Here is a 16,952-nt window from a genome sequence, read left to right as displayed (position 1 = left end):
GTTATATCCACTTTGATAAAACCCAATTAATCAATCTGAATTACTCCCTTGATCGGGAGATTATTCGGACGAATCGGTCAGGTGCCTATACCAGCACCACCATTATCGGATGTAACACACGTAAGTATCATGGCTTACTGGTGGTTCCGCAACCTCAGATCGATTCCCAGAACCATGTACTACTGTCAACAGTCCATGAGACAGTAATCCAGCATGGAGCTAATTTCAACCTTGGTATCAGCAAATTTCCGGGTAATTACTCCCCAAGAGGCCACAAATATTTGGAGGATTTCGATTCCGAACCTATCCCGAAATTGACCTATCGAGTCGGAGGTGTTTTGCTTCAAAAGGAACTTATCTTGGATACCAATCGAGACAGAGTGATGTTACGATACACTTTGTTGGAAGCACATTCCCCGACTAAAATCCGGATTCAGCCATTTTTGGCTTTCCGAGGCTATCACAATCTTATGAAAGCCAATGATCTGATTAAAAAGGAATTTGAAAAAGCGCCAAATGGAGTAAAATTTAAGCTATATCCACAATACGATCCTCTTTTCCTTCAGCTTTCCAAAAAAGGTGAATTTGTCTCCAATCCTGAATGGTATTACAACATTGAATACATTCAGGAGAGAGAGCGTGGGTACGAATACCAGGAGGACTTGTTTGTGCCGGGATACTTTGAATTTGAAATAAAAAAAGGCGAGTCTGTGATATTTTCAGCTGGTCTGACTGAGGCAGATCCCTCCACCCGGGAAAATGCGTTTGAAAAAGAAATAGCACGGCGAATCCCAAGAAACAACTTTGAAAACTGTCTGAGAAATTCGGCTGGACAATTTATCCGAAGAAGAGATGGAGATACCCGGATCATTGCAGGTTACCCTTGGTTTGGCTGGTGGGGAAGAGATACTTTTCTTGCTGCTCCGGGACTGACTCTTTCCGGTGGAGATACAGAGACTTTTCTTGAAATCATGGACACCATGGCCAGAGACCTGAAAGGGCCATTATTTCCAAATATCGGAAGCGGCCATTTCACCAACATGACCTCAATGGACGCTCCACTTTGGTTCTTTTGGACCCTACAGCAGTACATTGTATACACAGGGGACAAAAAGACCATTCAGGATCGCTACCTTACAAAACTCAGGGGGATAATTGAAGGATACAAACACGGAACAGAATACAATATCCATATGCAGGATGATGGACTGATCTGGGGAGGACGGGAGGATGTCGCTCTTACCTGGATGGACGCCATTACTCCTGATGGACCTGTGACGCCACGAGTTGGTTGCCCCGTGGAGATCCAGGCCCTTTGGTACAATGCTCTGTCCTTTTTCCATGAATTGACTGGAGAACTGGAGTATGCCACATTGGCTGCAAAGGTTAGAGAATCCTTTGACCGGGAATTTTGGTCTTGGGACTATGGATACCTTGCCGATGTAATCAATGGAGAGGAAAAGGATTGGTCAATAAGGCCGAATATGCTCTTCGCGACCTCTTTGCCTTACACTATGCTAAGCGAGGAGAAAAATGATAAAATCCTGGAAATCGTGAAGTCCAAGCTTTTGACAACTCGTGGACTCCGATCCCTGTCACCTGATGATCCAGGATACAAGGGCTATTATTTTGGGAATCAGATCAGCAGAGACCATGCCTATCACAATGGAACAGTCTGGGCTTGGTTGTTGGGGCATTTTGCGGAAGGATATCTTAAGCTCCATGGAAAAGCTGCAAAAAACTTTGTCCAGAAAATAATTAAAGGTTTTGACGGAGTCATGACCCAATATGGAATCGGAACGGTGGCTGAGATTTATGACGGGGACCCTCCTCACCGGCCTAAAGGGTCCGTTTCCCAGGCTTGGAGTGTGGCAGAATTGCTTAGAATGATGGACTTAGTCAAAAGGATTTAAAATGACTTTTTTATGAAGGTGTTAATGTTTGGGTGGGAATTCCCACCTCATATTTCCGGAGGATTAGGCACGGCTTGTTATGGCTTGGTAAAAGGAATGAACCACCATAACCAGCAGGTGATCTTTGTTGTGCCCAAACTTTGGGGCGATGAAGAACCTTTGGCTGATTTTGTCAATGCCAGCGACGTAAGGATAGATTACCGAGAAAAGCGATTCAAGAAATTCTGGAAAAACCTCACCTATCTGGAAGTCAGCAGTTTTCTGGTGCCCTATTTGGGCCCTGAGGAATTTAAGAGATTCACCGATTATGCCATCCACGACCGTACCGACGTGGATGAAAGCATCTTTTCCAACAAGTTTGAATTCAGCGGAAAGTACGGTAAAAACCTGATGGAGGAAGTGTCCCGATATGCATTGGTTGCTGCACAAATCGCCCGGGACAAGAACAATTTTGACATCATTCATGCTCACGATTGGCTGGCTTTTCCTGCAGGAATCGCAGCAAAAGAAATCAGCGGAAAACCCCTGGTAGTCCACGTGCATGCCACCGAATATGACCGATCGGGTGAAAGTGTAAATCAACCTGTCTACGACATTGAGCGGGCAGGAATGCATGCGGCAGACCACATCGTTGCAGTAAGTCAGCTTACCAAGAATATTTTGGTGAGAAAATACGGTGTTCCGGCCAGTAAGGTGACCGTGCTTCACAATGCCGTATTGGATGCCAGTATTATCAAATCTGAATACGAGAAAAAAGTCCCTGAAAAAATTGTGACTTTTCTGGGTCGGATTACTTTCCAGAAAGGTCCGGAATACTTTGTGGAGGCTGCCAAAAAAGTCATTGACCGGGATCCCAATGTCCGCTTTGTGATGGCAGGTAATGGAGATTTGCTCAATAGAATGATCGATCGCGTGGCCGAATTGAGAATGGCAACCAGATTCCACTTCACCGGATTTCTAAAAGGAGACGATGTAGACCACATGTATGCCATATCCGATGTCTATGTGATGCCATCCGTGTCAGAACCATTTGGCATTGCTCCGCTTGAGGCAGTCCGACACAATACACCGGTTATTATCTCGAAGCAATCCGGTGTTGCCGAGGTATTAAGAAATGCAATCAAAGTCGATTTTTGGGATGTGGATGCGATGGCGGATGCCATTTTTGCCCTCCTCCACTATGACGGGATATCCCGAATGTTCAAAGAACTAGGGAGCGAGGAATTGAAGAAATTGAAATGGGAGCATGTGGCTGCCAAATTAGTAACTGTCTACGAAAAAACTTTAGCCGAACGATCATGAGAACCATCTGCTTTTACTTTCAGGTGCATCAGCCTTTTCGATTGAAACCGTACCGATTTTTTGACATTGGGGAAGACCACCATTATTGGGATGATTTCTTAAATCGAAACGTGATTCGCAAAGTAGCTCAGAAGTGCTATTTACCTATGAATTCCCTTCTGCTAGAGCTGATTCACCGATATCAGGGGAAATTTAAAGTGGCATTTTCGCTATCCGGCACCTTCCTGGATCAAATGGAAGCCTATGCACCTGATGTTTTGGAAAGTTTCCAGAAGCTGGTGGCTACAGGCCAGGTCGAACTGTTGAATGAAACCTACACTCACTCACTTGCGGCTCTGAAAAGCAAAGAAGAATTTCACAGTTTGGTCAAAAAACACCAGGACCGTATCAAGGAACTATTCAATGGATATACACCAAAAGTCTTCAGAAATACTGAATTAATCTATTCTGATCAGATCGGTGCAATGGTGGCAGAACTAGGCTATGAGGCAGTTTTGACCGAAGGAGCCAAGCATATTCTGGGCTGGAAAAGCCCCAATTACGTCTACTCCAACGCAATCGAGCCCAAACTGAAAGTTTTGCTCAAAAACTTCCTGCTTTCGGATGACATCGCTTTTCGCTTCAGCAACAAAACCTGGGCTGATTTTCCTTTGACCACTGAAAAATTCGTCAAATGGATCAACGCAATTCCCAAGGAGGAGCAGGTTCTGAACCTATTCATGGATTATGAAACATTCGGGGAACACCAGTGGGCCGAGACTGGAATCTTTGAATTTATGCGACACCTTCCAGAAGCTGTCCTGAATCATTCCAGTTTCACCTTTTCCACACCTTCGGAAGTAGCCGCTAAAGTGGCTCCGGTGAGCAAAATCCACGTGCCTGTACCCATTTCTTGGGCAGATGAAGAACGGGATTTGACAGCCTGGCTCGGCAATGATATGCAGGACGAAGCTTTTGACCGACTGTATGAACTTGAAAAACTCGTCAAAGACCTGGATGATCCGGAAATCAAGCGTGACTGGGGATATTTGCAGACCTCGGATCACTTTTACTACATGTGTACCAAATTCTTTTCCGATGGCTCTGTCCACGAGTATTTCAGCCCATACGATACTCCTTACGACGCCTTTATCAATTACATGAATGTGCTGAGTGATTTTATGCTAAGGGTGAAGCAAAAGAAGGAAGAACTCAAAAGTTGATGCTTTCATCAATCGGCAATCTAATTTGACTAAAATGAAAAAATCCCTAAAGCCGGGATTTTTTCATTTTAGGTTATATACGCTTAAAACACATACCCAAAGACTTCCTTCTTGGTAGGCTTGTAAAAAATCATTCCATTCTCCGGATCTGAATCGTAGATCGGCTCTTTGTCATTCAGGACAATTTTCCCTTCCTCTTTGCCATTTACCTTGTCCACTTTCACCAAGCCAACGCCTTCTCCAACATCAGTTAGGATAAAGCTGTATAATCCCTTGTTGAGTGATGCTTTAAACCGCTGATTGGCTACATCGCCAAAGGCACTTGACATGTCTTCGAAAAACTCCCGCTGATTTCCGTATTGCTTTCCAAGCGAAGTATTGTTTCCTGCATATCCCTGATTGTATGCAGCAGCTGAAGCCATAGCCACCATTGCCACCTGCATTGTTCTCATGGCTATCCTTCCTGCCAAGCTGGTTTTTGGAGAAGCCCAATGATCCTGATACAGAATGGTGCCGTTTTCGTCAAATCCAAGCATATTTTGGCTGGACGAAAGAACAAAGTTTGAACCGGTGAATTCCAAATTATCCGGTACTTCTTTTTCTTCAAATTCAACTTTGTCGATGATGACTTTTTTCTCTCCAGTTACCAGATTGACATGGTAAATTTTCTCGTCTGCATAAAAGACCTCCTGATCCAGTGACGGCTTGGCTCTCAATACGCCAGGGCCCTTGATCATGTCTTTTTCGCTCCATACTGGTTTACCATCAAACCCAAACAGTCCCACACTTCCATCTTCGTTGGTGAACATCAATCCAGCCCCGGTCAGTTGGTCAATCCGGATTCCTTTCACTTTTTCGGACCACTTTTCCTCTCCTGTATTTTTGTCTAGCACAGTCAGGTATTTGTCTTTTTCACCGACAGCTATGCCCCAGTCTTTGCCAAGGTCAACCACCACACCACTCAATTTTTTGGCAGTCCATTTGGTATTGCCTGTCTCAGCTTCCATCAGGGTAAAATTCTTCTCGTCTGCGACAATTACCCCAAAATTTTCGGCAGTAAGCACGGGAGCATCTTTAGTGGCCAGGGGTTTTTCCCAGAGTGATTTTCCGGTCTTCAGATCAACTGCAGTCACTACTCCCTGATTCCCTTTTTTCTGGTAGAAATAGCCCTCAGTCAAACGAATATTGGCATCAAAAGCCTCAAAATTGTTCTTTTTATCCGCCACTTCGATGGACCAGATCGGTTGTCCGGTCTTTGCATCGATTTTAGCGGCAGTTTTTTCTCCGATGAAAATCAGGTTTTTGTCATCGGTCAACACTGGCAAAAACTTGGATGAAACCTGGTTATTTTCCCAGGAAACTTTGCCGGATTCCAAGTCCACAAACTTAGTTACCTGCATGTAAGGTTTGCCGGCAGTAGCCAAATCCTCCCAGCTTGCGGTGATCACGACTCCCTTTAGGTCAGGGATGTAATCTGATCCGTCGTAATGAAAGGTAGCGATCTCCGGACCAATTACTTTAACCACTGGCATTCCTGCCATTTTGGGATTCATAACCAATTCGCCCGTGCGGATGTTGATCACCACAAAGTTTTTGACCGCGATATTGTCTGTGTACTTGACGATGGCAAAGTCAGAGACCAACTCGTCAGTGGGATCATGAAGCACCCGGATCAGGTCTGAGGTGTATCCGACTTTCTTGCCATCCGGACCTTTCAAGGCTTTGGCAGAGTTGTAAAGGTCTTCATTGGACCAAAGCAATTTTCCTGAATTGGCATCGATGCCATGCAGTCCCCAATCCGATGTACCTACCAGTAGGATCTTATTGGAGGTATGAAGAGTCCATTCGATTTCCTTTTCCAGGACCAATTTCCAGGCGGGTTCCTGAGCAAAACCAAGGTTTGGAATCCCAAGGGCAAAGAGGCCTAAGAGGAATACAATTCGGGTGAATTTGTGTAGTTTTTTCATGATAAAAAGATTTTTGATCAAAGCTAACTGGAGTCAAAGTGGTAGGGAATACGCCATTTGCCGTATTTGGATGGGCAAAAAAAAACACCTCAGAAAGGTGTTTCGCTCTTATTGAATTTAAAGTTCAGTAACTCTCCGACTCATTTGGAAAATCTTTTCCCTTCACGTCTTTGATATACCTTTTGAATGCGTCCTTCATGACCGACTGCAAATCCGCATATTGACGCAAAAAACGAGGTTTGAACTCCTGTGTGATCCCAAGCATGTCATGCATGACCAAAACCTGTCCATCAACTCCCCCACCTGCACCGATTCCAATCACTGGAATGGCTACAGCTTCAGCCACTTTTTTGGCCAATGAAGCAGGAATTTTCTCCAAAACTATCGCGTAGCAGCCACATTCTTCCAACATTTTCGCATCCTCGAGGAGTTTCTGTGCTTCGGCATCCTCTTTGGCCCGAACAGTGTAAGTTCCGAATTTATAAATCGACTGAGGTGTAAGTCCCAAATGTCCCATGACAGGAACTCCTGCACTGAGTATTCTGACCACAGATTCTCGGATTTCTGAGCCGCCTTCAACTTTGACAGAATGAGCACCGGATTCTTTCATGATTCGGATAGCTGATCTTAGTGCCTCTGAGCTGTTACCCTGGTAATTTCCAAATGGAATATCCACAACCACAAATGCCCGCTTCACCGCTCTGACCACAGCAGAGGCATGATATATCATTTGGTCCAAGGTAATCGGCAGTGTAGTCTCGTGACCAGCCATTACATTGGAAGCCGAGTCTCCCACCAAAATGATGTCAATGCCAGCTTCATCCACGATTTTAGCCATGGAGTAATCGTATGCTGTGAGCATGGAGATTTTTTCCCCACGGATTTTCATTTCCTGTAGGGTATGAGTGGTAATACGCTTGAGATTCGCTGAGGAATGTACAGACATTGGATTAGTGTAGCTGGACAGAATGTTGTGGGCCTGAGACATCCACTCGAATGTGCTCATTGAAAGTGGTGGAAAGTTCAAAACCGGTGTAATCAGGCCTTACCGGAAAAAGTCCATGGCTGCGGTTGACCAATACGGCGATTTCCATTTTTTGAATTTCCTGATCCAGAAATGGCTTCATTGCATAGACCAATGTTTTGCCGGTATTGAGCACATCATCTACCAAAATAATGGTCTTATTGATCAGATCCAGGGATTTAGACAATTCAATTTCTGATTTGGAAACTGCCTTTTTGTCCAAAATCACCTCTACCAATTCCACCTTGACTGGGGAAATCCGCTTCAACTCATCGGCCAATAACTTAGCCAAGCTCATGCCCATACCGGTAATTCCTGCAAATACAACTCCGGAAGAATTCACATTACGCTCATAAATTTCGAAAGCCATTCGGGTGATTTTTTGCCCGACTTGCTTATGATTGAGTACTTCGCTCATAGGATGATTTTGAAAAATGAAAATTAGTCCAATTTGCATTGGATTCAAAGCCAATCAACGGTGACTGTCCTCCTCGTGGAGAATATTCACATAGTTTTGGTACCGATAGGGATGGATAAATCCTTGCTCTAGTTTTTGCAGCACAACACATCCGGGCTCGTTGATATGGGTGCAGTTATTGTATTTGCATTGCCCGAGGTATTTTCTCATCTCAGGGAAAAAGTGGGAAAGTTCGTTTTCCTCAACATCCAAAATTCCAAACTCTTTAATCCCGGGAGTATCGATCAAATCTCCACCTTCTGCAATTGAAAAAAGCTCCGCAAAAGTGGTCGTATGGACTCCTTTGGCGCTGTATCCTGAAATCTCCTTGGTATCTTGCTTTGCTTCGGGAACCAATGCGTTCAAAAGTGTTGATTTTCCCACTCCGGAATGTCCTGCAATCAAACTGGACCTCCCCTGGATAAATGGCAAAAACTTTTCCTTCAGGCCTTGCTCCATTAAGGCGGAAACTTCTAAAACCGAGTATCCCAGAGGTTCATAGATCTCATGAATATCCTGAAGCCATTCTGCCTCATCCTCCCCTTCCAACTGGTCCATTTTGTTTACAACCAAGATCGCTGGAATCCTAAAACTCTCAGTGCTGACTAAAAAACGGTCGATAAATCCAAGCGAAGTTCTGGGCTTTTTCATGGTGATGACTAAAATCGCCTGATCCAAATTGCTCGCAATGATGTGTGAAAAATGCTGCTTTCGGGTGGATTTTCGGATCACGTAGTTTTCTCTTGGCAAAATCTCAGAGATGACCGCAGTTTCTTGTCCAGCCTCCTTTTCCAGCTCCACCCAGTCCCCTACCGCGATGGGGTTGGTCAATTTGAGTTCGTCCTGTTTAAACTTCCCCTTCAGTCTGGCCGAAATCACTTTCCCTTCTACTTGAACGATATACCAGCTTCCGGTGGACTTGATGACTCTGCCTTTCATTTTTTTGGGATTAACTCTGTTACTTTATCGACAATCCGATTTGCCGCGCCAAGGTTCGATTTTACCCAATTTTGGGCAGAATCGACGGATTTATTGTAAAAATCCGGTTTCTCCAATTTCTCAAAAATTTCCAAAAGGGATTTTTCATCCGATACAGAAAACCCACAACCCTCTAAAACGCTTTGTTCTGCTTCAGGAAATTTGGAGGCCTTTTTGACTTTTCCGAAAATCACCGGCTTTCCAAAGCCAAGGGGCTCGAGAATATTGTGAAGTCCCTTTCCAAAGGCACCGCCCACATAGGCTATTTTGGCAAACTGGTAAAGGGAAGAAAGCATCCCAATGTTATCTATGAAAAGCACCGAATTGGTATCAGAAGGATTCCATTCGGAATATTTCTTGGATTCTGACTGCAACTGATTTCTCCAGCGATCTATTGGTTCGGGATTCAAGTCATGAGGGGCAATGATCCAGCGGGATTCGGGCCGGGAATTGATCAAAGGAATCAGAAGCTTCATATCCTCTTCCCAAGCCGAACCCACAACAATAACCTGCCGATTTCCAACCCAATCTCTGATTTCAGGCAGCTCCTTTGGGGAAGTTGCAGTAGCCTCCACCCGATCAAATCGGGTATCTCCCGCCAGAGAGGTTTTGGCATATCCAATGCTTTTCAACAGTTCAAGGCTCTTTTGGTTTTGGGTAAAAATCCAATCCATGACAAATAGATTTTGACGAAAAAAGAATCCAAAAAAGCCAAAAAAACTATGATCCTCTCGCAAACTTGCGGAAATCAAAAAGACAGGTTTTTGGCGCTTTTTAAGGGCCTGAATATGATGATACCAAAGATCGTATTTGACAAAAAATGCAAGTTCGGGGTTCAATATTTCTACAAACTTTTCAGCAAAGCTTTTCCTATCCAAGGGCAAATAAGTGATGAAATCCACATCAGGCTGCGGCTTTTTGATCACATGATCATATCCTGAAGGGCTGAAAAAGCTTACCAAAATGGCTAATTCGGGTCTTTTGGTTTTTAGAGAAGCAATTACCGGACGGGCTTGCTCGTATTCTCCCAAAGAGGCCACATGAAACCAAGCTAGCGGACCGGCATTTGAATTCCGGAAATTTTCCAAATTTGAAAAAATATATTTCCGACCTTCCAAAAAATGATTCAGCTTTGTAGAAAAGGGCCTTAACAAGTACAAAATACCCGGAACAAGAAATAAAATCAGGCGGTAAAGCAAATTCATCCTTCAAAAATAGCCATTCAAACTCAAATCTGCATTTTTTCTTAAAATGAGGGATTTTTAAAATCCGATAAAAAAAAATGGCAAAATTGAATTTGCCCTTGTGAAAATGCCCTAAAAAATATTTACTTTCAAAGCTTACCTACTTAATAAATAGCCTTAAATCAACACTTGTTGATTCCTTTATATGATTAAAGTTCTATTCGTCTGTTTGGGAAATATTTGTCGATCTCCGCTTGCTGAGGCCATTTTTAACCATAAAATCCAGGCTTTGGGGTTGTCACGTAAATTCAAATCCGACAGTGCAGGCACTTCTGACTATCACATTGGGGAGCTTCCTGATGAGAGATCAATCAAATGCGCCAATCGCAAAGGACTAACTATCACGCATCGGGGCCGCCAGGTCAACCGGACCGATTTCAGGGATTTCAATTACATCATCGCGATGGATGATAATAACCTGCGCAATCTCAACAACCTGAAAATCAAGTACAATTTCCCTGAAAAAGACATATTTCTTATGCGGGATTTTGTGGCTGGATGGGAGGGACTGCCTGTTCCTGACCCTTATTATGGGGGGGAGGAAGGCTTTGATGAGATCTTTCAGATCCTGGATGAATCTATCGAAAGCTTCCTGACAAAAATCAAAGAGGTCCATCAACTCTATGCTTGATCAGCACGAGATCTACGAACAGGTAATTCTTGAAACACTGGGTCCGATGGCCCAATTGAAATCCGCGAGTTTGATCGCAGCGGGCAATCACAATCAGGGAATCAGACTTGAAACCTCGGAGGGCATTTTTTTCCTAAAGCTCAACTTCGATCACGAAAAAAAAATCCTCGTCAAGGAAGCTGAAGGGCTTCAACTCCTGCGCAAATCGACTTTCCTGAAAATCCCCCAAACCTTCGGGCACGGGAGAATCGAGGATTACAATTACCTGCTTTCCGAGTTTATTCCTTCCGCCCGGCAACAGTTGAATTATTGGGAAAATTTAGGGCTGGGGCTAGCTCAACTGCACCTCAATAAAGCCAAGAAATTTGGCCTTGAAACGGATAATTACATCGCCTCTTTACACCAAAAAAACCATCAGTTTGACACTTGGCTGGACTTTTTCATCGAACAACGGCTCGAACCTATGCTGGGAAGATCTTATTTCGACCGATTGATTCCATTGGATTTCTTGAAAAAATTCCAAGCCATTTACCCTAAACTTGACTCCATTTTCCCGAAGGAAAAGCCAGTTCTACTTCATGGGGATCTTTGGTCCGGAAATGTAATTTGCGACGGTGAAGGCCAACCCTGTCTGATCGATCCGGCGGTTTATTATGGACACAGAGAAATGGATTTGGCCTTTTCCAGGCTTTTTGGAGGATTTGATTCCAGATTTTACGAGGCCTACGATTCTATAAACCCATTAGAACCTGACTTCGAAAGCCGGATGGGAATCTACAATCTCTATCCCTTATTGGTTCACTTGAATCTCTTTGGCACTGCATACTTGCCGGGAATTGAAAAAATCCTCAAACGTTTTCAATAATGAGCTTTCAAATCCGACCCTACCACAAAAATGATGCTCCGGCAATCCGGGATATCATCAACGATGCTATACTGAACACTTTTCATAATTATGATTATGACCCCAAGCCACTGGAAGAGGTTGAGAAACTGTTCGAGGATAAACTTTCGGCGGGATTTCCAGTCTTGGTTGGAACAATAGGAGACGAAGTCTGTGCCTATGCCACCTATGGGATGTTCCGCGCCAAACCAGGCTATCGCAGAACTATTGAGCATTCCATCTATCTCAACAAAAAAGCCCAAGGTCAAGGCTTGGGCTCTGAAATGATGAGACAGCTCATACAAATTGCCACTGATCAAGGATATCATGTGATGATAGCCGGAATGGATTCAGAGAATCTTGGCAGCTACCGCTTTCACGAAAGATTGGGGTTCAAGGAAGTCGCAAGATTTCCAGAAGTTGCCTTCAAGTTTGGCAAATGGCTGAATCTGGTTTTTATGCAGCTGACTATAAATCCTGACCAGCCGCCTTATTAATCCCAATAAAATCAAAGTCTATCCCAACTTGATTTTCTCTCCAGATTTGGCAGCGGCGTAGATCGCATCCACAATCACCAAATCCTTCAATCCTTCTTCCCCATCCACAGGTATTAGCGGCTTTTTCCCATCCAAAATAATCGCAGCCATTTCATCCATTTGAGTCGTCTGATGGGTGATATGCTCTGCTTCGATTGGGCCTTTGTTGGTCCAAGCTTTGATCGGACCATAGCCTGTAGAAGGCTGCATTTCTGCAAATCCTTTGGTCCCGTTTAGGTAAAACTTATCTAGATTGTTTAGACTGTAGGTTGAGAGGCAAGAGGCTACTGCACCCGAAGGAAAGCCCATCTGAAAAGTAATCGTCTCATCCACACCTTCTTTGAATTTGACAGGGTCGGTCTTCACCTCTTGGGCTGTAATCCAAGTCGGCTCTTCTCCCAACATATACCTCGCCCCATTGATCGAATAGACTCCGATGTCCATCATGGCACCTCCGCCTGCAAGTGCAGGATCAAGTCTCCATTGTGTCGGATCCCCGATTATAAATCCACTCAGGCCCTGAAAAAACAAGGTTTTTCCAAACTCACCGGCTCTTTGCTGACGAACCACCTCCAGCGTTTTCGCTTCAAAGTGCATGCGATAGCCAACTAGCAAATGAACCCCGGCTTTCTTACATGAAGCTACCATTTCCCGGCCTTCAGCAGCATTGAGCGCCATCGGCTTTTCACTGATCACATGCTTACCTGCCGCTGCGATACTGAGGCAATGTGGCTTGTGAAGGGAATTTGGCGTAGTCATGTAGACCACATCGATGTCCGGGTTGTCCTTGATCTGATCGAAGGTTTCGTAGTTGTAGCAGTTTTTGTCTGGAATCCCATATTTCTGCTTCCAGGTTTCCACCTTCGAAGGCGTCCCACTTACGACTCCAACCAATTTGGCGCGTTTGCAGTCTTTCATGGCTTCCGCGACACGGGTTCCGTAGCTTCCGAGCCCCATGATGGCCACTCGGAGGACTTTGTCTTCTTTGTCAGTATTCATAGCTGAAAGTGAATTTGCAAATGGCAGGCTCAGGGCTAAAGTGGAAAGTCCGGCTTTTTGGAGAAAAATTCTTCTGGTGCTCATCGGATGGGTGGCTTAAGAGTTTGTTTTTCTCAATTTATAAAAATCCCTGAGTGAATTCATCTTGGGATTTTGAGACTTGAAAAATTCGGTCAGACTTTCCGACGAACTACCTGAAAGGTATTCCTGGAAGCCTGCTCTAACAGAATTTCAAATCCTTCAAGAAAAGTAGGAATTTCCTCCTGCTTGGGATGTAAAATCGTCAAAAGCTCCAGTCCTTCGTTGTATCGGATCTCAAATTCCGATTTTAGTTTTTCAAGCAATTGTTCCAGTTTGAAAAGCTGAGCATCAATCACAATGGAAATACTGATAGCCGAAAGCTGAAGCATATTCACCCGGAGTTTCAAGGCCTGAAGTTGCTCATAGACCCTGTGAATGTGTTTTTCCTCGATGAAGGTAAAATCCGTCACTTTGAAACTCACTAGGATTTGGTCTTTCTTCAAAACAATTGTCGGAACATGGTGTGACGCGGCATTGGCATGAATCTTTGTTCCGGGAGCTTCCGGATCCAGAAATGACTTTACAAAAAGCGGAATTCCGGCATTTGCCAGAGGCTTTATTGTCTTTGGGTGAATTACCGAAGCCCCGAAATAAGTCATCTCAGCTGCTTCACGATAGCCCAATTCCTCAAACTTCCTGGTATTTGGAAAAAGTTTAGGGTCGGCATTGAGTACTCCTGGAACATCTTTCCAAATCGTTACAGACCCGGCATCCAAACTTTTGGCCAAGATAGCAGCCGTAAAATCCGACCCTTCCCTTCCCAAAGTCGTTGATCTGCCTTTTGGGTCCGAACCAATAAATCCTTGGGTCAAAATCGGAAAATTCTCCAGGATCGGTTTCCAGCTTGCCTGACAGGAATTTCTCGTTTTCTCCCAGTCGATTTTTGCAAAGCGAAAATCAGAATCTGTGTGAATCACTTCCCGGGCATCTTGCCAAAGGACGATTAAACTTTGAGAACACAGGTATTCTGCCACAATCCGGGAAGAAACCAGTTCTCCAAAACCTACGATACTGTCATAGAACTCGTCGTAATTTTCTCTGGAAAGCTTTTTTTCTAAAAGGTTGTTCAAGTGAAAAAAAAGATTGTCCAGTTGGGGGAAAACCGAATGCCCCTCCGGGAACAATTCCCGACAAATTTCCTGATGAAATAATTTTAAAATTGCACTATTTTCAGAAAAATCTTCTCCGTTTAACTTTTTAGAAAGGATGGATTCCAGACTGTTGGTAGTTTTTCCCATTGCCGAAACCACAACAACCATGTTTTTTCGCAATCGATTACGGAGAATTTCTGTTAAGTTTTTGACTGCTGCGCTATCTTTGACAGAGGCTCCGCCAAATTTATAGATCAAGGTTTTTGCCATAAGAAATAATTCCTAATTTTCGTGGGTATAAACCCAATTATTGTACTTTTCTGAGAATAGAATGAAAACCTTACCTTATCAACCAGATCAAAGTAACCTGGCCTATTCAGTCGGAGTTACGCTAGACCGATTTATCAAACTCAAACAAAGCGATTTCCCATTTGCTTCGGGAGAATTGTCCCAACTTTTACGGGACATTGCTCTTGCGGCTAAGATAGTCAATCGCGAAACTAACCGTGCCGGTCTGTCCAATATAGGCGGTGCTTTTGGCCAAACCAATATCCAAGGTGAAGAGCAGCAAAAGCTTGATGTCATTGCCAACATCCGTTTTATGCGTGCCTTGAGCAAAGGCGGCGAAGTTTGTGCCATTGTTTCGGAAGAAGAGGATGATGTGATCGATCTGCAAAACAATTCCGGCAAATATGTGGTCGCCATCGATCCACTTGACGGCAGTTCCAATATTGATGTGAACATCAGCATTGGGACAATTTTTTCGATTTATCGAAGAAAAACTCCGGTTGGAAGTCCGATCACTTCGGAGGATATCATGCAGCCCGGCAATCAACAGGTCGCTGCGGGGTATGTGCTTTATGGATCTTCCACGATGCTGGTTTATACCACCGGTTTCGGGACTAACGGGTTTACTTACGAGGCGAGTTTGGGTGAATTTTTCCTTTCCCACCCCAATATTCAGGCTCCTCAAACCGGAACAATTTATTCCATCAACGAAGGATTGGAATACGAGTGGCAATCTGGGATAACTTCCTTTGTAAAAAGCTGCAAGGAAAAACACTATCAATCCCGCTATATCGGAAGCTTGGTGGCGGACTTTCACAGAAATCTCCTGAAAGGAGGAATTTACCTTTATCCGGCAACCTTGAAAAACCCAAACGGAAAGCTTCGCCTTCTATACGAGGCAAATGCACTGGCCTTCATCATTGAGCAGGCAGGGGGAAAAGCAAGTGACGGAAAGCAGCGCATTTTGGATATTCAGCCCGAAGACCTACATCAAAGAACTCCCCTGTTTATTGGTTCGGCATTGATGGTTGAAGATGCAGAGCAATTGGTTCAAATTTCAGAAACAGAAATCACGGGATAGAGCCGTTAAACAAGATTATATTCTGAATCCGAAACTTTCGCATTAACTTACACTCTGAAAAATCCCGAAAATATGTCTTTAAACAAACATTATTTATCTATTGTAATTCTTGCGGGGACAGTTTCACTAGGAACTTCCTGCGCACCCAAAGAAACTGAAGTTGCATCGAATGACGTGGCTTTTACCACGCAGACCGAAAGGATGCTGATCAAAGTTGACACACTCTTTACCGAATTTGAAAATCCATGGGGAATGACCTGGCTTTCAGATGGCAGAATGCTGGTCACTGAGAGAAAAGGAGAAATCCTGATTTTTAAAGACGACGCTTTTACCGGTGAAAAAATCCAGGGATTACCCGCCGTACATGCGGTGAATCAGGCAGGTTTGCTTGACGTGGCTGTTCATCCAAAGTATGCTGAGAATGGCTGGATTTACATTGCTTACGCCAAAAATTTCGAAGACAGTACAGGTGCCACTACCATCATGAGGTTCAAACTTGAAGGTAACACCGCCGTCCAGCAAGAAGATCTGATCACAGCTGGACCACCTTGGAAGGGAGGCCGTCACTTCGGCAGCCGAATCGTATTTGACAACGAAGGCTTCATGTACTTCTCTAACGGGGACAAAGGCAACATCCCGATGAATGCCCAAGATCTGACCAATGCTCATGGCAAAGTCCACCGCGTAAATGATGACGGAACAATTCCTGCTGACAATCCTTTTGTGGATTCGACTGGTGCCGTTGCTTCAATCTGGTCTTATGGCAACAGAAATCCTCAGGGCTTGTACTTTGACAAAGCAAACAATGTCCTTTGGGAAACCGAACATGGTCCGAGAGGCGGTGACGAATTGAACATCATCGAAAAAGGCAAAAACTATGGTTGGCCGGTGATCTCCTATGGGATCAATTACAACAATACCATCTTGGCTGAGACTTCCGAAAAACCAGGCATGGAACAACCCATTCACTATTGGGTACCATCTATCGCTACCAGCGGCGTCACGGTCGTAACCTCTGACAAATACCCCAATTGGAAAGGCAACATCCTGGTTGGAGCACTTGCGAAACAACACATTGCAAGAGTAGTGTTGAAGGACGGGAAACATGTCGCTGAAGAAAAACTGCTTCCTGGCATTGGCCGAGTACGCCAAGTAGCCGAAAGCCCCGATGGCTACATCTACGCCATCACTGAGGCTACTGGACTTTTGGTGAAAATTCTACCTGTCAACTAATTGGCGACTTTAGGAATCAAGGCCTCCGGGAAACCCTGGAGG

At 44.3% G+C, this 16,952-nt stretch carries 15 protein-coding genes; 8 read left to right on the top strand and 7 right to left on the bottom strand.

Annotation, left to right across the window (positions count from 1 at the left end; genetic code table 11):
- The 3 genes from B0E43_RS21795 to B0E43_RS21785 all read left to right on the top strand — a co-directional run.
- Positions 1 to 1,913 (top strand): amylo-alpha-1,6-glucosidase (locus tag B0E43_RS21795; RefSeq protein ID WP_077353490.1); only part of this gene is annotated, 1,913 nt, incomplete at its 5' end.
- A gap of 12 nt (positions 1,914 to 1,925) precedes the next feature.
- The gene (locus tag B0E43_RS21790; RefSeq protein WP_077353489.1) at positions 1,926 to 3,215 is read left to right on the top strand and encodes a glycosyltransferase family 4 protein; all 1,290 of its coding nucleotides are present in this window, start codon (positions 1,926 to 1,928) and stop codon (positions 3,213 to 3,215) included.
- Positions 3,212 to 4,417 (top strand): glycoside hydrolase family 57 protein, encoded by a 1,206-nt coding sequence (locus tag B0E43_RS21785; protein ID WP_077353488.1) that lies wholly within the window; start codon positions 3,212 to 3,214, stop codon positions 4,415 to 4,417. Before B0E43_RS21790 ends, B0E43_RS21785 begins: the two co-directional genes overlap by 4 nt.
- 83 nt (positions 4,418 to 4,500) lie before the next feature.
- Here the strand turns inward: B0E43_RS21785 and B0E43_RS21780 are convergent, their stop codons facing one another.
- From B0E43_RS21780 to B0E43_RS21760, 5 genes are all read right to left on the bottom strand, one after another.
- A complete protein-coding gene (locus B0E43_RS21780) occupies positions 4,501 to 6,384 on the bottom strand; it encodes a PQQ-binding-like beta-propeller repeat protein (protein WP_077353487.1) in 1,884 nt (627 codons plus the stop codon).
- Positions 6,385 to 6,508: 124 nt separating this feature from the next.
- Positions 6,509 to 7,330, bottom strand: a complete 822-nt coding sequence (gene panB / locus B0E43_RS21775; RefSeq protein ID WP_077353486.1) for a 3-methyl-2-oxobutanoate hydroxymethyltransferase — start codon at positions 7,328 to 7,330, stop codon at positions 6,509 to 6,511.
- Positions 7,331 to 7,334: 4 nt separating this feature from the next.
- Positions 7,335 to 7,826 carry a phosphoribosyltransferase family protein gene (locus B0E43_RS21770; protein WP_077353531.1) on the bottom strand — a complete coding sequence of 164 codons (492 nt, stop codon included), beginning with the start codon at positions 7,824 to 7,826 and terminating at the stop codon, positions 7,335 to 7,337.
- A gap of 54 nt (positions 7,827 to 7,880) precedes the next feature.
- Entirely contained in the window at positions 7,881 to 8,804 is a 924-nt protein-coding gene (rsgA, locus tag B0E43_RS21765) for a ribosome small subunit-dependent GTPase A (RefSeq protein WP_077353485.1), read from the bottom strand.
- Complete coding sequence (locus B0E43_RS21760; protein ID WP_254423477.1) at positions 8,801 to 9,931, bottom strand: 3-deoxy-D-manno-octulosonic acid transferase; 1,131 nt, start codon at positions 9,929 to 9,931, stop codon at positions 8,801 to 8,803. Before B0E43_RS21760 ends, rsgA begins: the two co-directional genes overlap by 4 nt.
- Before the next feature lie 301 nt (positions 9,932 to 10,232).
- Here B0E43_RS21760 and B0E43_RS21755 point away from each other — a divergent pair, with 301 nt between their 5' ends.
- From B0E43_RS21755 to B0E43_RS21745, 3 genes are read left to right on the top strand one after another with little or no spacing between them, the layout of a single operon-like run.
- Positions 10,233 to 10,718: a low molecular weight protein-tyrosine-phosphatase gene (locus tag B0E43_RS21755; protein WP_077353483.1), complete on the top strand. Its 486-nt coding sequence runs from the start codon at positions 10,233 to 10,235 to the stop codon at positions 10,716 to 10,718.
- Positions 10,711 to 11,583 carry a fructosamine kinase family protein gene (locus tag B0E43_RS21750; RefSeq protein WP_077353482.1) on the top strand — a complete coding sequence of 291 codons (873 nt, stop codon included), beginning with the start codon at positions 10,711 to 10,713 and terminating at the stop codon, positions 11,581 to 11,583. The genes B0E43_RS21755 and B0E43_RS21750 overlap by 8 nt, the downstream gene beginning before the upstream one ends.
- A complete protein-coding gene (locus tag B0E43_RS21745) occupies positions 11,583 to 12,098 on the top strand; it encodes a GNAT family N-acetyltransferase (protein WP_077353481.1) in 516 nt (171 codons plus the stop codon). Before B0E43_RS21750 ends, B0E43_RS21745 begins: the two co-directional genes overlap by 1 nt.
- 18 nt (positions 12,099 to 12,116) lie before the next feature.
- Here B0E43_RS21745 and B0E43_RS21740 read toward each other — a convergent pair whose 3' ends face one another.
- Both B0E43_RS21740 and B0E43_RS21735 read right to left on the bottom strand, forming a co-directional pair.
- Entirely contained in the window at positions 12,117 to 13,220 is a 1,104-nt protein-coding gene (locus B0E43_RS21740; protein ID WP_077353480.1) for a Gfo/Idh/MocA family protein, read from the bottom strand.
- Positions 13,221 to 13,309: 89 nt separating this feature from the next.
- Positions 13,310 to 14,578: an aspartate kinase gene (locus tag B0E43_RS21735; protein WP_077353479.1), complete on the bottom strand. Its 1,269-nt coding sequence runs from the start codon at positions 14,576 to 14,578 to the stop codon at positions 13,310 to 13,312.
- Positions 14,579 to 14,639: 61 nt separating this feature from the next.
- Here B0E43_RS21735 and fbp point away from each other — a divergent pair, with 61 nt between their 5' ends.
- Together fbp and B0E43_RS21725 are read left to right on the top strand one after the other, a co-directional pair.
- Complete coding sequence (gene fbp / locus B0E43_RS21730) at positions 14,640 to 15,677, top strand: class 1 fructose-bisphosphatase (protein WP_077353478.1); 1,038 nt, start codon at positions 14,640 to 14,642, stop codon at positions 15,675 to 15,677.
- Between the two features lie 72 nt (positions 15,678 to 15,749).
- On the top strand, positions 15,750 to 16,910 hold the full coding sequence (locus tag B0E43_RS21725) for a PQQ-dependent sugar dehydrogenase (RefSeq protein ID WP_077353477.1): 1,161 nt from the start codon (positions 15,750 to 15,752) through the stop codon (positions 16,908 to 16,910).
- The last annotated feature ends 42 nt before the right edge of the window (positions 16,911 to 16,952 follow it).

The sequence above is a fragment of the Algoriphagus sp. A40 genome (assembly GCF_002002735.1).
Taxonomy (GTDB): Bacteria; Bacteroidota; Bacteroidia; order Cytophagales; family Cyclobacteriaceae; genus Algoriphagus.
This window is presented reverse-complemented; position numbering and strand designations above follow the sequence as displayed.

What these genes read in the sequence shown, in the direction of transcription:
- B0E43_RS21790 (WP_077353489.1), top strand. Translation starts at nt 1,926, where the DNA reads ATGAAGGTGTTAATGTTTGGGTGGGAATTCCCACCTCATATTTCCGGA.
- B0E43_RS21785 (WP_077353488.1), top strand. Translation starts at nt 3,212, where the DNA reads ATGAGAACCATCTGCTTTTACTTTCAGGTGCATCAGCCTTTTCGATTG.
- B0E43_RS21780 (WP_077353487.1), bottom strand. Translation starts at nt 6,384, where the DNA reads ATGAAAAAACTACACAAATTCACCCGAATTGTATTCCTCTTAGGCCTC.
- panB (WP_077353486.1), bottom strand. Translation starts at nt 7,330, where the DNA reads ATGTCTGTACATTCCTCAGCGAATCTCAAGCGTATTACCACTCATACC.
- B0E43_RS21770 (WP_077353531.1), bottom strand. Translation starts at nt 7,826, where the DNA reads ATGAGCGAAGTACTCAATCATAAGCAAGTCGGGCAAAAAATCACCCGA.
- rsgA (WP_077353485.1), bottom strand. Translation starts at nt 8,804, where the DNA reads ATGAAAGGCAGAGTCATCAAGTCCACCGGAAGCTGGTATATCGTTCAA.
- B0E43_RS21755 (WP_077353483.1), top strand. Translation starts at nt 10,233, where the DNA reads ATGATTAAAGTTCTATTCGTCTGTTTGGGAAATATTTGTCGATCTCCG.
- B0E43_RS21750 (WP_077353482.1), top strand. Translation starts at nt 10,711, where the DNA reads ATGCTTGATCAGCACGAGATCTACGAACAGGTAATTCTTGAAACACTG.
- B0E43_RS21745 (WP_077353481.1), top strand. Translation starts at nt 11,583, where the DNA reads ATGAGCTTTCAAATCCGACCCTACCACAAAAATGATGCTCCGGCAATC.
- B0E43_RS21740 (WP_077353480.1), bottom strand. Translation starts at nt 13,220, where the DNA reads ATGAGCACCAGAAGAATTTTTCTCCAAAAAGCCGGACTTTCCACTTTA.
- B0E43_RS21735 (WP_077353479.1), bottom strand. Translation starts at nt 14,578, where the DNA reads ATGGCAAAAACCTTGATCTATAAATTTGGCGGAGCCTCTGTCAAAGAT.
- fbp (WP_077353478.1), top strand. Translation starts at nt 14,640, where the DNA reads ATGAAAACCTTACCTTATCAACCAGATCAAAGTAACCTGGCCTATTCA.
- B0E43_RS21725 (WP_077353477.1), top strand. Translation starts at nt 15,750, where the DNA reads ATGTCTTTAAACAAACATTATTTATCTATTGTAATTCTTGCGGGGACA.